This window comes from Shewanella sp. 125m-1 (assembly GCF_052977065.1).
Genome location: NZ_JBRILT010000072.1, coordinates 1 through 15,251, shown reverse-complemented (window position 1 = coordinate 15,251; position 15,251 = coordinate 1). Strand labels below are relative to the sequence as shown.

At 41.1% G+C, this 15,251-nt stretch carries 12 protein-coding genes; 7 read left to right on the top strand and 5 right to left on the bottom strand.

What is annotated here, in order from left to right; genetic code table 11:
• Positions 1-303 precede the first annotated feature (303 nt).
• From ACVBIK_RS20145 to ACVBIK_RS20130, 4 genes are all read right to left on the bottom strand, one after another.
• Positions 304-1,203, bottom strand: a complete 900-nt coding sequence (locus tag ACVBIK_RS20145) for an ABC transporter ATP-binding protein (protein WP_447170371.1) — start codon at positions 1,201-1,203, stop codon at positions 304-306.
• Complete coding sequence (locus ACVBIK_RS20140; RefSeq protein ID WP_447160017.1) at positions 1,200-2,009, bottom strand: ABC transporter permease; 810 nt, start codon at positions 2,007-2,009, stop codon at positions 1,200-1,202. The genes ACVBIK_RS20145 and ACVBIK_RS20140 overlap by 4 nt, the downstream gene beginning before the upstream one ends.
• Positions 2,010-2,143: 134 nt before the next feature.
• Positions 2,144-2,791: a YceH family protein gene (locus tag ACVBIK_RS20135; RefSeq protein WP_447159942.1), complete on the bottom strand. Its 648-nt coding sequence runs from the start codon at positions 2,789-2,791 to the stop codon at positions 2,144-2,146.
• 119 nt (positions 2,792-2,910) lie between these two features.
• Complete coding sequence (locus tag ACVBIK_RS20130) at positions 2,911-3,744, bottom strand: CvfB family protein (protein ID WP_447170370.1); 834 nt, start codon at positions 3,742-3,744, stop codon at positions 2,911-2,913.
• 625 nt (positions 3,745-4,369) lie between these two features.
• Here ACVBIK_RS20130 and speA point away from each other — a divergent pair.
• From speA to ACVBIK_RS20095, 7 genes are all read left to right on the top strand, one after another.
• Positions 4,370-6,283 carry a biosynthetic arginine decarboxylase gene (gene speA / locus ACVBIK_RS20125; protein WP_447159940.1) on the top strand — a complete coding sequence of 638 codons (1,914 nt, stop codon included), beginning with the start codon at positions 4,370-4,372 and terminating at the stop codon, positions 6,281-6,283.
• A 201-nt stretch (positions 6,284-6,484) separates the two neighbouring features.
• Complete coding sequence (locus tag ACVBIK_RS20120; protein WP_447164053.1) at positions 6,485-7,405, top strand: adenosylmethionine decarboxylase; 921 nt, start codon at positions 6,485-6,487, stop codon at positions 7,403-7,405.
• A 24-nt stretch (positions 7,406-7,429) separates the two neighbouring features.
• Complete coding sequence (gene speB / locus ACVBIK_RS20115) at positions 7,430-8,359, top strand: agmatinase (RefSeq protein WP_447159938.1); 930 nt, start codon at positions 7,430-7,432, stop codon at positions 8,357-8,359.
• Positions 8,360-8,504: 145 nt separating this feature from the next.
• On the top strand, positions 8,505-9,143 hold the full coding sequence (gene pdxH, locus ACVBIK_RS20110; RefSeq protein WP_447159937.1) for a pyridoxamine 5'-phosphate oxidase: 639 nt from the start codon (positions 8,505-8,507) through the stop codon (positions 9,141-9,143).
• A gap of 433 nt (positions 9,144-9,576) precedes the next feature.
• On the top strand, positions 9,577-10,152 hold the full coding sequence (locus ACVBIK_RS20105; protein ID WP_447159936.1) for a YceI family protein: 576 nt from the start codon (positions 9,577-9,579) through the stop codon (positions 10,150-10,152).
• A 364-nt stretch (positions 10,153-10,516) separates the two neighbouring features.
• The gene (locus ACVBIK_RS20100) at positions 10,517-10,870 is read left to right on the top strand and encodes a DUF3802 family protein (RefSeq protein ID WP_447159935.1); all 354 of its coding nucleotides are present in this window, start codon (positions 10,517-10,519) and stop codon (positions 10,868-10,870) included.
• Positions 10,871-11,448: 578 nt separating this feature from the next.
• Entirely contained in the window at positions 11,449-12,321 is an 873-nt protein-coding gene (locus ACVBIK_RS20095; RefSeq protein ID WP_447170369.1) for a putative ATP-dependent zinc protease, read from the top strand.
• A gap of 57 nt (positions 12,322-12,378) precedes the next feature.
• Here ACVBIK_RS20095 and ACVBIK_RS20090 read toward each other — a convergent pair whose 3' ends face one another.
• On the bottom strand, positions 12,379-14,940 hold the full coding sequence (locus ACVBIK_RS20090; protein ID WP_447170368.1) for a PDC sensor domain-containing protein: 2,562 nt from the start codon (positions 14,938-14,940) through the stop codon (positions 12,379-12,381).
• Positions 14,941-15,251 lie beyond the last annotated feature (311 nt).

The window sequence follows — 15,251 nt, the reverse complement described above, 5'->3', positions numbered from 1 at the left end:
GCAATCAGCAATCAGCAATCAGCAATCAGCAATCAGCAATCAGCAATCAGCAATCAGCAATCAGCAATCAGCAATCAAACAAATCAATCATTCTCGTGAAATAATACGCATACCTTGACGTTTACCTATGGCCTTGAATGCTGGTAAAGCTTTTAAGCTTCTAGACATCAGATGTTTGCTGTAAATAAAGTCGTTATAAAAAACTGGCGATAATCTCACTCGAAACATACGGATAGTCAAAAGTGCTTATAAAAAACGGCGCCTAATGGCACCGTTTAATAATAAGGTGAGTGATTGTGTCCACTAGGAGAATAGCTTCTCTTCTAACGTTCGACCTTTCAACAACGCTTTATATTGCCAGTTTCGCTGTTTAAATAGGGTTAACAACGCCATCTCAATTGCATAGGCTTCTTCGCTATTATGTTTGATGAGAAACTGGTTAGACTGACGCTCCTCTATGGAGCTGATATCCGCCAATCCCAATACCGCTTCTATAAGGGAGCTTGCCTCACATTGCTGCATCGTTAGTGTTAAATAATTTTCATGCTGAGACTCATTCATAGACACTGATTGGCTGAGTTGGCCTTGCTCAAGATAAAGTACTTGATCGCATAGTTTTTCAAGCTCATCCAAATTGTGTGAACTAATGACAAAAGTCATTCTATCTGATAGAGATTTAACTAGCTCACGGATTTTCTTCGCATTTGCAGGATCTAAACCCGCCGTAGGTTCGTCTAGTAAAACCAGCTCTGGTGAGCCTATCAGCGCTTGTGCAATAGACACACGCTTTGACATGCCATGGCTTAATGACTTGGGTTTTTGCTGGGCGCTATCGGCTAGATCAACTAAAGACAATACTCGTAGAGCTTCTGCTTTTGCCTGTTTTTTAGCATAACCTTGCAAGGTAGCAAACAACGTTAGCTGACTGATCACATCAAGATTTGGATCAAGCGCAGCATCTTGTGGTAGTGAGGCAATACGTCCAAGTAGCTCAGGACTACCAGGCTTGTGGCCTAATAATGTTACTTCTCCAGATGTTGGTGTGATATAGCCGCACAACAGACTAAATAGCGTGGTTTTACCTGCACCATTAGGGCCAACCAGTGCTATAGGCCTGCCTGCATCGAGTGTAATATCAACTTGCTTTAGCGCTTGTTTATTGCCGTAGGACTTAGATAGACCTTTGCAGTTAATTAAACTCATAGTGCGCTCCTATTGATATACATTTTGCCTAAAAATAACAGCACAACGGCTTGGATTAACGGCACTGGAGCATACATAAAGCTGCTAAGCCCTTGGGTATTTATCATTAACGAAATCTGCGAGCCAGGAAGAAGCCACTTTAATTCACTAATAATAGGTAAGTAGTTGTTGATAATCGCGATGCTAATAGACATAGCTGCCCAGACTAAGATGGCATAGATCGTTGCTTGGCGGGCAGAGCTCGCATAAAGAGACAGAATTGCCATTAATGCGGTGTAGGGCAGCAACACTATAATCAAATTAAGGGTAACGATGAGTCCTGAAAATAGCGCCGGTATGAGTAAACTCGGATCTCTGCTAATTGCGAATAAGATCGTCGCGATAACGGTTAAGGCTAGCAGCAAGCTTTGCAGTGCCATATGACCGAGAAAGCGGCCAAAGAATAGGCTGTCTCGACCCACCCTAAGGGTTAAAAATCGAAAGGTTCCTCGGGATTTATCTGTTGCAAACTGATCCGCGGATACAAAAATACTGAAAAGAGGGAAGATATAAAGCGCAGCAATCCAGTAGACGGCCATTTCGGCAACAGGCCATTTAAAGAGTTCACTGACTGCTTGTTGGCCAAAAATGCCTTCTATTAATCCTCTAAAATCTGGATTGATCAAAAAGCTTGATGCGCCACTAATGGGGTAGAGCAAGATCAGTAGCCAAACGAGGGCGAATGCGACAAGAGCGATTAATCCTCTAGGATTGAATAGCATCTTTTTGACTTCGAATTGTGCAAGTAAAAGCGTATTTCGAAGCATACTATTTTTTTGGGGGGCGTTTTGCAAACTAATCCCTTAATGTGAAGAGCGGTAGAAAGGGTCAGGTTAACACCTATTGATTAAATGGGTTAACCTTAACCTGGTAAATTAACATGATAGATAGTTAAGCTTTATCATTTATCCAGCAGTTGCTTGAGCTGTGCTTTTAACTCAATGACTTCTTGTTCAAGTATGTTAACTCTCGTTTCAAGCCCACTATTTTGTTGAATGATTGCATGATCTGCATTTTGAGATGGTTGAGAGTGTAATTCACTGTCATTGGCCTCAGTAAACAGTTGGCGGTAGCGAGCTTCACGCTTACCAGGCTCTTTAGCTAATAACATCACAAGAGGGGACTCTCGCCTTTGGAGTTCATTTAGCGTCGCTTCAACTTCGCTGACATCATGAAATTCGTGTAATCGATTACTTCGGGTTCTTAGTTCGCCTGGTGTTTGTGGCCCTCTGAGTAATAGAAGGCAGATAACTGCTAATTCAGAAGATTTAAGTTGTAGATCGCTAAACTCAGTATTACAAAAACGATGCTTGTATTTTACCACTCGACTGCCAAAACCTGATTGTTCTGAGATCAGCCTTTTTTTGGTGAGATTATCTAAGGTATTTTGTACTTCTGATTCACTGAGATCCAGAACCGGATCACGGCTGGTTTTTTGATTACAGCCAGAGGTTAAACTGTTGAGAGAAAGTGGGTATTGTTCTGGCGTGGTGATCTCTTTTTCGAGTAATACACCAATAATGCGCGCTTCGTGTGGAGTCAGCTCCATATTCACCTCTTAATAAAAAAGCATGACTTTGTTATAACAGAGCCATGCTTTAATGCAAAGAAGCTTTAATCGAGTTAACTACGCAATTGCTTTGTTTATAAGCAATATAGCGATTTAATTTATTCTTCTAGACGGATGCCATCTGGAGAAATAGTGATCTGTTTGTTTTTATATAGGCCACCGATACTCTTTTTAAAGGCTTTTTTACTCATCGATAGCTGAGAGTAAATAACTTCTGCGTCGGTCTTATCATTAAGTGGTAAGAAGCCGCCAGCTTGCTTGAGCTTGATCATGATAGTCACTGAATGCTTATCTAGCTCTTTTTTTGCTCCTTTTTGTAAAATCAGGTCGATTTTACCGTCGCTTCTCATGCGCTTAATGAAGCCTTTAAGCTTTTGGCCAAAGCTTAAGCGAGTATAAACCTCGTTCTTATACAGTACGCCCCAATGGGTGTTATTGATAATCGCTTTGTAGCCAAGATCGGTGCTGCCACCAATAATAAGGTTAACTTCTTCATCTTCGCGGAATGTTGGCTGAGTGAGGTCAAGAAATTTATCTACTTTTGCAGACGCAACAATTCGGTCATCAACATGGCTAGTATAGATATAAACGAGGTACGACTTTCCAACTTCAATCTCTCGATGTTGCTCACCAAAAGGTAATAATAAGTCTTTTTCTAAGCCCCAATCCAAAAACGTACCGTATGGGCCGTTTTCTTTTGCTTCCAAATAAGCAAATTGACCCACTTGAGCGTATGGGCGGCTCGTGGTCGCAATGATCATGTCTTCTGAGTCTAGATAGAGAAATACATTAACCATATCTCCGACTCGGCAATCCTTCGGCACAGCCTTACGAGGAAGCAGTACCTGGCCCATCTCTTTCGCGTCTAAATAGACACCAAAATCAACTTGTTTGACGACTTCGAGCTTACAGGTTTTACCTATCTGGATCATGATGTTCTCTACTTTAAAAACAGTAACGATTAATTTCAGCTGCGATTATAGTGGAAATTGTTTCAATATGCTTTAGCCCGTTGAAACTAATGCTCAATAGCTCGTATTTCACTGTAATGACAAAAGGGCATTTATCACGAATTAGGGAGGAAATGCTACGTAATGTTATCACCCTATTATAAGCTAATGATAATTTGGGGATTAATTACCACTAAATGCGCTTATGAGTCTTGCATTATCATGAGTCTCAAGGTTTAATTGCGCCGCAAAAATCAGTGGGAAAAGCGCTTCGTTCGTATTCTCATTAAAAAAGTGCCTTGCAATGGTTAGGCGATACTTGAAGTAACAAATAGATTTTTATGGATTAAGTTTTACATGCTAGTTTTAAAGGCATACATTTATTACTTCATAAGAATTTGAAGTGATCTCTACTTTTGAGAGATGGCTTGTTGTTAAGTAAGTTAATGCTCTTGCAGCTACGCGTTGTGTGGTCGTAGAGAGTTTACTTAAACAGTTTATACTTTATAGGTCGATCAGAATTTTACTGATTAAAATATTCGCAAGTTGATTGCAACCTTAGTATTCAGTCAACTTAATTGAGTTAAATACACAGGTTAGGACAAATATGAGCAATTGGTCTATTGATGATGCACGCGCAAGTTACAACGTAAATCACTGGAGCCAAGGATTATACGGCATTAGCGATGAGGGCGAGGTGACCGTTTCACCGGATCCAAGTCGTCCAGACTGTAAGATTGGTTTAAATGAAATGGCAAAAGATATGGTTAAGTCGGGCGTGGCTTTACCTGTTTTGGTGCGTTTCCCACAAATTTTACATCATAGAGTTAATAGTCTGTGTCAGGCATTTAATCAGGCTATTCAAAAGTATCAATATGAAAATGATTACTTGCTTGTTTATCCGATCAAAGTAAACCAACAGCAAACTGTTGTGGAAGAGATCCTGGCTAGCCAAGTGGCAAAAGAAGTGCCGCAGCTGGGCCTAGAGGCGGGCAGTAAGCCAGAGCTAATGGCTGTTTTGGCAATGGCACAAAAGGCAAGCTCTGTTATTATCTGTAACGGCTACAAAGATAAAGAGTACATTCGACTTGCGCTAATTGGCGAGAAGCTTGGCCACAAGGTGTACATTGTCCTTGAGAAGATGTCAGAGCTTAAAGTCGTACTTGAGCAAGCGAAAGAGTTAGGTGTAAGACCTCGCTTAGGCTTACGTGTACGTCTTGCATTCCAAGGCAAGGGCAAGTGGCAGGCCAGTGGCGGCGAGAAGTCTAAGTTTGGCTTAAGTGCTGCACAGGTATTGCAAGTGATCAATTCGCTTAAGCATGAAAATATGCTTGAGTCATTAGAGTTACTGCACTTCCACCTAGGTTCTCAAATTGCCAATATCCGTGATATTAGACAAGGCGTAAGTGAAGCGGGTCGTTTCTACTGCGAGTTGATGAAGCTTGGCGCTAGCGTTAAGTGTTTCGACGTCGGTGGCGGTCTTGCTGTTGATTATGATGGTACTCGAAGCCAAAGTAGTCATTCAATGAACTACGGCTTAACCGAGTACGCTAACAATATCGTTAGTGTGTTGACCGATATGTGTAAAGAGTACGAACAGCCAATGCCGAGAATTATCTCTGAGTCTGGTCGTTACTTAACTGCACACCATGCGGTATTGCTAACTGATGTGATCGGTACTGAAGCATATAAGCCTGAAGATATTCAACCGCCAGCGGAAGATGCACCTCAGTTATTGCACAACATGTGGCAGTCGTGGGTTGAAGTCAGTGGTAAAGCAGACCAGCGTGCTTTGATTGAAATTTTCCATGATTGCCAAAGCGATCTGACCGAAGTTCACTCTCTGTTTGCTGTTGGTCAGTTGGGATTAGCCGAGCGAGCATGGGCTGAGCAGGTTAATTTACGTGTTTGTTACGAACTTCAGGGCAGCATGAGCGCTAAGTATCGTTTCCATAGACCGATTATAGATGAGTTAAACGAAAAGTTAGCTGACAAGTTCTTTGTAAACTTCTCTTTGTTCCAGTCGCTTCCTGATGCATGGGGTATCGATCAGGTATTTCCTGTGATGCCTCTGTCTGGTTTAGATAAAAAGCCAGAAAGTCGCGCTGTTATGCTAGATATTACTTGTGACTCTGACGGGACCGTAGATCAGTACGTAGACGGTCAAGGTATTGAAACCACGCTACCCGTGCCTGCATGGACACAAGAGAGCCCATATTTAATCGGCTTCTTCTTGGTAGGCGCATATCAAGAGATTTTAGGTGATATGCATAACCTATTTGGTGATACAAACTCGGCGGTTGTTCGTTTGGACGAAGATGCCCGCACTAACGTTGAGTCGGTATTAGCTGGTGATACGGTTGCTGACGTACTGAGGTATGTGAACTTGGATGCGGTTTCATTTATGAGAACCTATGAAGAGTTAGTGAACAAGCATATTGCTGAAGATGAACGCGCCAATATTCTTGAAGAGCTGCAGTTAGGTCTTAAAGGTTACACTTACCTAGAAGATTTCTCTTAACCCAGAGATGAGCTGCGCGTAAGCTATGCCACAATGGTATAAATAGCTTGTTTGCTATAACCAGCTTTAAGTTTGCTTGAAGCTGGTTTTGTTTTTACGTCAGCATGCAAGGCGGCTGCTAGCCTTTATAAGTACGTTCATGACGTAGATGTAAGGTGTGCTCAGCGTTAAAAAATTGATATGGTTAGGAGCCCCGATAGGATGTTTTTTGAAGGTTCAGAAAAGAAAATAGAGCTACAAGTCAAGAGTAGTTCTGTGTCACTACGCTTTTTACCTCATTCATTTTGGCAGCAAGTATTAAGTTTTGCAGATGCCGAGATCCTGTCGAGCCTTTCAAATTCGCACTGCGATGCTTATGTATTAAGTGAGTCGAGCTTATTTGTTTGGGAGCAAAAATTGCTGCTAATCACCTGTGGTAATACACGCCTTATCGATGCCGTGATGTGTGTTATTGATAGGGTTGGGACCGAGCACATATCCGGATTAAGCTACCAACGTAAAAGTGAGTTTTTATCCCACTTACAAGCGACGCGCTTTGAAGACGACGTTGAACAGCTTAACGCAAAAATGGCAGGCACAGCTTATCGAGTTGGACATTTAGATAACCATCACCACTACCTGTATTGCAGCGAGAACGCGCAAAAAAGTGATGCGAGTTCGTGCTTGTTGATGTATCACATCAAGGGGGCGGTGGCTCAGTATCTACGTGGGGAAAGGCAGTCGGCGACAGAGATCCGCACCTTATTGGATCTTGAACGTTTGTTACCTCATTTTGAGTTTGACGATCACTTGTTTCAACCGTGTGGCTATTCAATCAATGGACTGTTTGAAGACAAGTTTCTGACCATACATATCACGCCTCAGGAGCGAAGCTCTTACGTGAGTATTGAAACTAACTTGAATTTTTTACACTATCCGTTCAATATTTTTGTTGAGATGTTAAATATATTGAACCCCAGCAGTTGGGACATCATTGGGATGAATATGCAGATAGACAACCTAGGCTTTCCTTCACATCGAAGGCTAGCGAGTTGTGATCTACAGTTAAATCAACTCAATGACTTTAATTATAATCACTATATTCAGTCTGATTGTGAGACGCTATTAGCTGAAGTATTGTGACTCTAGACACTTTATGGAGTATGTATGACCACTATTGCAGATAAGCCTGATTATTCGCTTTACTCAAATGCATTTGGTTACTTAAGACAGCCGTTAGACTTTAAACCGCTTGAAGGTGACGCAGATGTCGTAGTACTAGGCTTACCATTTGATATGGCGACTACTGGCCGCTCTGGCGGCCGTATGGGCCCTGGCGCTATTCGTAACGCTTCAGTGAACTTGGCGTGGGAAGAGACCCGTTGGCCTTATCAGTTTAAATTAAGTGACCACGTGAAAATCGTTGATGCCGGTGACTTAGTTTATAACTGTGGTGATTCAGCTGACTTTACCCAGCGTGTAGAAGATTTCGCGACCAAGATCCTAGAGGCAGATAAGGCGATGCTTAGCTTTGGTGGCGATCACTTTGTGACTCTGCCTCTACTACGTGCTCACTATAAGAAGCACGGTAAGATGGCACTATTGCATTTTGATGCGCATACCGACACATATAGTCAAGGTAGTAAGTATGATCACGGTACCATGTTCTATCATGCTCCAATTGAAGGCCTAATTGCTGCTGAAAACTCAATTCAAGTGGGTATTCGTACCGAGTACGATACGGCAAACCATCTTTTCAAGGTGATCGATGCTGCCGCCGCCAACGAAATGAGCGCAGATGAGATTGTTGCGCAAATTCGTGAGCGTGTTGGTGATATGCCGCTTTACGTGACTTTCGATATCGACTGTTTAGATCCTGCTTTTGCACCAGGCACTGGTACGCCGGTATGTGGAGGCCTGACAAGTGACAAAGCGATGAAGATTATTCGTGGTCTAAAAGGCATGAAGATTGTCGGTATGGATGTTGTAGAAGTGGCTCCTGCTTACGATAGCGCTGAAATCACTGCATTAGCGGGTGCGACTCTTGGTTTAGAGATGCTGCATGTTTGGGCTGAGTCTAACGGTAAAGTGAAGTAATTTTATCTAAGTCGCCTGTTACTAGGTGAGCACATTTCGCTAGAGTCTTTATCAAAAGGCTCCCGTAGAATGCTTAAGATTGTTATCATTAAAGAAGCGCTAAATTGAGCGCTTCTTTTTTTAGGTTCGATGAAAGGATTGATAAATGTCAGAACTTAGCGATATCAGACGCGAATACACATTAGGCGAGTTACATAGTGAAAATGTACCCAATGATCCTATGGACCTGTTTAACGCCTGGCTTGAAGTGGTTCGAGATTCACAAATTCAAGATCCTACAGCTATGTCTGTTGCCACTGTGGATGAGCATGGTCAGCCTTTTCAACGAATCGTATTACTCAAGCGTTTTGGTGATGATGGATTTGTTTTTTTCACTAATTTAGAGAGCCGTAAAGCGCAGCATATTGCCAATAATGCTCAAGTTAGTATCTTATTTCCGTGGCACAGTTTAGATAAGCAAGTTGCTATTACTGGCGTTGCAGAACCTCTGTCTACCACTGAGGTGCTTAAATACTTTATCAGCCGTCCTAAAGAGAGTCAGATAGCCGCTTGGGTTTCAAAGCAATCTAGCCCGATTAGCGCGAGAAAAGCACTAGAGACTAAATTCGCCGAGATGAAAGCAAAGTTCTCTAATGGTGATGTGCCTTTACCTAAGTTTTGGGGAGGCTATCTCGTTCGCCCTAAAAGTATTGAATTCTGGCAGGGCGGAGAGCACCGGCTACATGACCGATTTATTTATACTAAAGTTGGTAATGACTGGGAACGAAGTCGTTTAGCGCCATAATTAAAAACATAAAAGCCGCATACTCTGCGGCTTTTGTATTTTTCGCTGTCGACTTCCGCATTAAACGACGTCGCAAGGCCATCGTCAATCCCTCATTTATTCGCCTTGAATTAGTTCGTCAAAAACACTCTTATATCGATTGGAATAGCACATCCTTTGGCTTTCAATGCGTTTGCCAAGAAGTACTCTTAGTTGATGATGTTCTTAATACTGAGTAGGGGCAGGAGTCAGGGCAGCACAGCTCGTTTTACATTGGTTACTCGTTTTTAGTCGTTAAGAAATTACGCTAGATAGGTGAACTTGCCCTAATATAAAGAGTGAAAATTAGCAAGTGTTGCAAAAAGTACTTTTTGTTTACCTTGAGCGTGCTAAATTAGCTGTAACTTAATATGGATGTAAATACCAATAATCATCTTAACGAGAGGGAAGGAATATGAAGAGTATTATCACTGGTTTACTATTATTGCCGTTATCATTTATTGCTTCAGCAGCGACATGGAATGTTGACAATGATGCTTCAAATGTGAATTTTATATCGATTAAAAAAGGCGATATAGGCGAGATCCATTATTTCGAGTCGATGGCCGGTACGCTCAATGATAAGGGAAAGTTCAGTTTATCGATTTCGTTAGCGAGTGTCGTGACCAATGTTGAGATCCGCGATGAGCGTATGGAGTCATTGTTATTTGAAGTGGATAAATATCCTAAGTTAACACTCTCTGCAAACATTGAGCCTAAACTTGTCAATGACATTCCAGTTGGTTCAATATTAATTACTAGCATAGATGCTGAAGTTGCATTACACGGTAAAAAGCAAACTATGGCGTTTACAGTGAGTATCGCTAAGTTATCAGACTCTAAGATCCTCGTGGCTAGCGTGATGCCGACTATAGTCAATGCTGAGAGCTTTGGCTTATCTTCAGGGGTTGATAAATTGCGAGAAATTGCAGGTTTATCAGCGATAAGTAAGGCTGTTCCAGTCTCCTTTATGCTTAGTCTTAGCAAGTAGTTGTAACGTCCTGATTGATTGCTTGGACACCTGATGATCCTGTGATAAATGAGTTCTATATAGCCTATCCTAATGTTAAAGCTATATTCGATTAAGCAAAATGTAAGGCCTGCATGCAATGCTACACTATTGCATGCAGGCCTTTTTATTTGCATGATTTTAGGTTTTCAGGGCTTGTCTAAAGGAGTTACAGCATTAACGTATTCAAAAACGTGTGCCGAGTCTTTATTAATTATATTCAGATGATTTTCAATTAGGTAAACTCAGATAATATTCTTACATAATTTAATAATAGGCTTGTTAAACGCTTTTCGTCATTGAAGCGTATAAGCAATGAACACATTTGATGTGTTTTAGGTTGAGTATGGTTACCGATAAAGACGGCTATATCCACTTGGTTCAGTATCTGACTGAACATTTAGGTATTTTTGAAAACTCGCAGCAACAAAGTGTTACCGAAGACACGGTAATGGAGCTTTTTGAAGAGCAACTGGCTGCACAAATTATTATGGTTTGTGGCCAAAATCCTTCTTTGACCTTTAGTCAAAGGAACATAGTGATCCGTGAGGTCGACTCAATTGTGTATGATCTTGAAGAAATATTAGCGAGGGTTTCTACTCATAAAGCAACTGCAGAGCAATCTGTGTTTATTACTGAATTCTCATGTCTTATTAAGAATTTATTTGATCAAGAAATAGCAAGTTTGATAGTGGCTTAACGCCAAAAATATTATATTTAGTTACAGTATTTTCGCTGTTCCAGCTTGTTGGCTTTTGCCTAAAGGCATAATGTAGCTGCAATGGTATAGGAGAGCGATATGCTGACCAAAGTTAAAAAGTCTATGAATAGGCAGTATTTGTTTGTTTATGCGTGTTTGTTCATATTCTGGCTTTTTCTAAGACTGTTCAGTGAGAATGCGTTTGATCTTGGTTGGGGATTTTTTCCTTTGGTGATCTCTTTGCCATTTGTGCCTTTTATTCTAGTGTGGTTAGCGGTGCAGTTTTATCGACACTTTAAGCTATTAAGAACACATATAAATCAAAAATGGCATTTTTGCCACTGTACCTGTACAACCGCATTGTTTAGTTTGTTTGTATTTAACGTTTTTTATTAAATGCTGGTAGTTTTTTATCAACTGATAGCGGCCTTTTAGTCGCCCAGTTGTAAGCGTTCATACAGCTTAGCTATGTCATACAATTGCTATAGATAGTCTCAACCTCTTTATTCACTTCTAAATCTTGCTATCATAAACGCAAGATCATTTATGTTGTTTTTTTAACGAATTAAGGAATCACGATGCTTAAAAACGTAGGGTTGTGCTTATTGATCCTGACGTCATCATTGTCGGCGACAGCAAGCGAGAAAGCGGTGATAGGTTCAACCGCAAAGATGTCAGTTGCTTCTGGCCTTTCATATGTTGCCCGTATCGATACTGGGGCAGGTAACACGTCGCTACATGCCTACGATTTAAAGGTTGAGGGCGGTAGTGCTAAGAATATGAAAGATAACATTGGCAAAATGGTGTCTTTTACGACTGAAAATAATGCTGGCGAGAAGCAGCGTTTAAAAGCCAAAATCGTAAAAACCTCAACGGTGAGCAATTCTCAAGGTACAGAAACTCGTTATATGGTCGATTTAGATGTTGGCTATAAGGGCAAAGAGCGTAAGGTTAGGGTGAATTTAAGGGATCGTAGTCACATGGACTATAAGCTCTTAATCGGTCGTAACTGGCTTAAAGGTCGTTATGTTGTCGATGTATCAGAGAAAAAGCTGATAGGCCCAACGGCGGCGATTAGTGTTGTTGAGTCGGGATTAATGTTTAAGACACGCATAGACACTGGCGCGGTTGAGAATTCGCTGCATGCCTATGATATGAAAATTGATAATGAAGATCCTGACATGGAAAAAAATGTCGGCAAAGTCATTCACTTCATGACTGAAAATGAAAAGGGTGAGTCTCATTTAGTAAAGTCTCGCATTGTTGAAACTTCGCTGATCCGAAATGCTCAAGGCAGTGAGATCCGTTATATGGTTGAGCTCAAGATTGGCGAGCCGGGTCAAGAGTATAAAGTGAAGGTGAATTTAAGAGATAGAAGTAAGATGTCTTATAAGCTCTTAATCGGTCGTAACTGGCTACAAGGACATTATATCGTGGATGTATCGCGTTAAAAATACACTTTTTGATATAAAGAGCTGAGCCGCACATTTTTGTGCGGCTTTTTTGATTTAGCTTAAAGACGCCACCGTTAACTGATAGGTTAATAACGTTTTGTAGTGCGGATCTTGCTCTAAACGCGTGACGTCAAGTTGGCCTCTAAACTCACTTTTCAGCCAAACTGATAGTGCCGATAGCGTGCCTTTGACTTCGTTATTCTTCAGTACTTGCTGTAAAGCGGCTAATTTAGTGTCATCGAAACCTTTACCATTATCATAAATACGCATTAGGACTTGATGCTGCTTTTTGCTTAGTTCTATCTTTATATGCTGCGTTTCTTTTCTTTGGGCAAACGCATCGATAATGGTATTGCTAATTGCGCGGTAAAAAATCAGAAGAAAATGCCAATGAACACCATCAACAATAAGTCGACTGTCGCTATCTACAGTGAGTTCAATATTGTTGGAAGCGAGTTTTGGTTGTAATAGGGCAACGATGTGCTCAAGCAGTAGGACTAAATCGATAGGCTTAGCGACATAGTCCTGGGCCGAAAACAGGTACTCCAAGTGCCTTAAGCGCACGGTTTGCTCTGCTAATTCTGAGTTAAAGTCTACGATAGGCAATTCGCCTTTCGCTAACTTGTAGGCATTTGCAGCTAAATCATCTTGCTTTCTAAAGATGGGTTTCACGATTGCGGCAACAAGAGAGGGGTATAATGCTTGATTCTCAATTTTAACCTTCTCAAAGCTAGCACTACGATTTGTTTCAAGTTTTACTTGTTCACTTTCACTGAGTAGCCGCTTATTAGTTAGCTCAAGCTGCTCAATAAAGCGGATATTATCGGTTGTTTCCCTTGTCAGTATTTCAAACTGCGCTTTTTTCTTAAGTTCAATCTCTTTAGTTGCACTGATATCGAAAGCGATGGTTCCGACCGAACTCACATGTTGCTGTGCGTCCAGAATTGGAAACTTAGTCACAAGGTAAGTGTGCTGTTTTCCCTCCCTTGGGAACGTTTGCTCATAACTGAGTTCAAGTTTACTCTCGATAACCTTAAGATCGTTCTCATGGTTTATCTGCGCTATCTCTCTTGGCATGATAAGACGGTCTCTTACCCCAATGATATCTTCACGCTTACGTGACAATGTGCGGCAGAATTGATCATTGACTAGAGTAAATTCACCTTTGATATTGATAATGAAAATTAAGTTATGAGCGGAGTTAAGTACAGAGTTCAGTTGCTCTTTACTTTGTTTAAGTTCTGTTTGTGCTTGCTGCTGTACATCCAGTTGAAGCTCTAGAGCGAGGTTTGTTGCATCTAAGCTGGCTAACGCTATTTCTAACTGCCGAGTACGCGAGCTAAAGGCTTTGGCTAGCATACCTATTTCATCACTACGTGTACTTGCTTCAAGCTCAATTTTAGCGGCATTGCTGTCATTTAACGCTCGAACCATACGGCTAATTGGAGTGATAAAGAGTTTATTTTGCATGATGAAAAGTAGCATCAAGGCAATAATCTGTATGCTAACAAGATAAATACCAACAGAGCTTGCTAATGATTGGTTATTGTAGGCAATACTTGATGTAGGGGTAACGAGCACTATTTTCCAATACGTACCAGGCATAAGGAAGATGGTCACTATGACCGGCTCTTTGAGCCTAGGATCACTATCTAAGCGCAGGCTGGCGACAAGTTTAACTTGCATGAGCTTGTTATTTGCATTTTGATTGATTAGCGCGATCAGCTTAGCACGCTCATGGCTCGGCACATTCGTGATATCTTTTTCAAGTAATTTGTCTTCGTAAGCTTTTGTTGCACTGGCGGTTTCAATGAAGTCGGCATCAATTGTTGCAATGATATTCTGTAATGAGGCAAATTCGGTGTAGGTTTTAGAAAATGTTGCAAAAGGCTGAAATAGTTCAGGATTCTTTATTGGAGTTCTATCATCGATATCGATATCTGGATAAGACAGTAAGCGGTTTTGTTGATCAAGAGCAAACACATAACCACCTTGGCTGGATATTGCCGTGGTGAAAAAATTATCAATGCTCGATAACGCGACATCAACAGTGGAGACGCCGATAAACTTATGCTCTGACCACATAGGTACCGAGGCCGTTATCATTGGGATTTCAGTGAAAGGGTCAATATAAGATTTTGACCAATAAGTCGTATCTGTCGGGTAATACTTAGCTGGAATATACCAGTTTTCGTTGTAATAGTGAGGGGGGGCATCGGCGTTATAGTCATTTACTTTAATCAGTTCATCAGCCAAATTACGTGCCCAAAAATAACTATTTTTTCGCTTATCTGTGTCAAAGGCGAATGGTTCAGGCCAAATGCCGCCCCCTAATATTACCTCTTGTTGTCCAGGTTGATTGAGCAGTGCGGGAATGGCCAGATCCAATTGATTAGGTTGCTGTTGATACAATTCACCAAGTGTTCCTATCGATACGGCAAGGTTTTCAATTCTGTTGGTTTTTTGCTGCAGTTTAGCCGCAATAGTTTTACCCAGATTAATACTCAGTGATTGTTGGTTGTCGATTAAACGGGCAGTTTCAATGGATTTTAGAAACCCTACGCTAGCGATAATAATCACGGCTGCAACAATGAGTTGAACCAACATTAATTTCATTGGCAAGCTTGAACGCCAATTGGTCAGTTTTATGGAGCTTGCACTCGTTTTGGCCATGTTTGTTATGTGCTCAGGTTAAGAGTATCCCCTTATTTAGTATCCGTACTGAAAAAGGAATGAAGCGTGGAAGTCCTATTGAACGTATTATATAAGCCTTGTTGTTTTATTGTAAAACAAACTCGTTGTTCTATGTTTTTATTTTATTGCAAAAAATAAAAAAAAACAGCCTATTGGCTAATGCCGTTCACTTAAGGTGAACGGCATTTTTATTTTTGGCATACCGTTGAGGCCTTGGTTTTACTGTTCTGGGG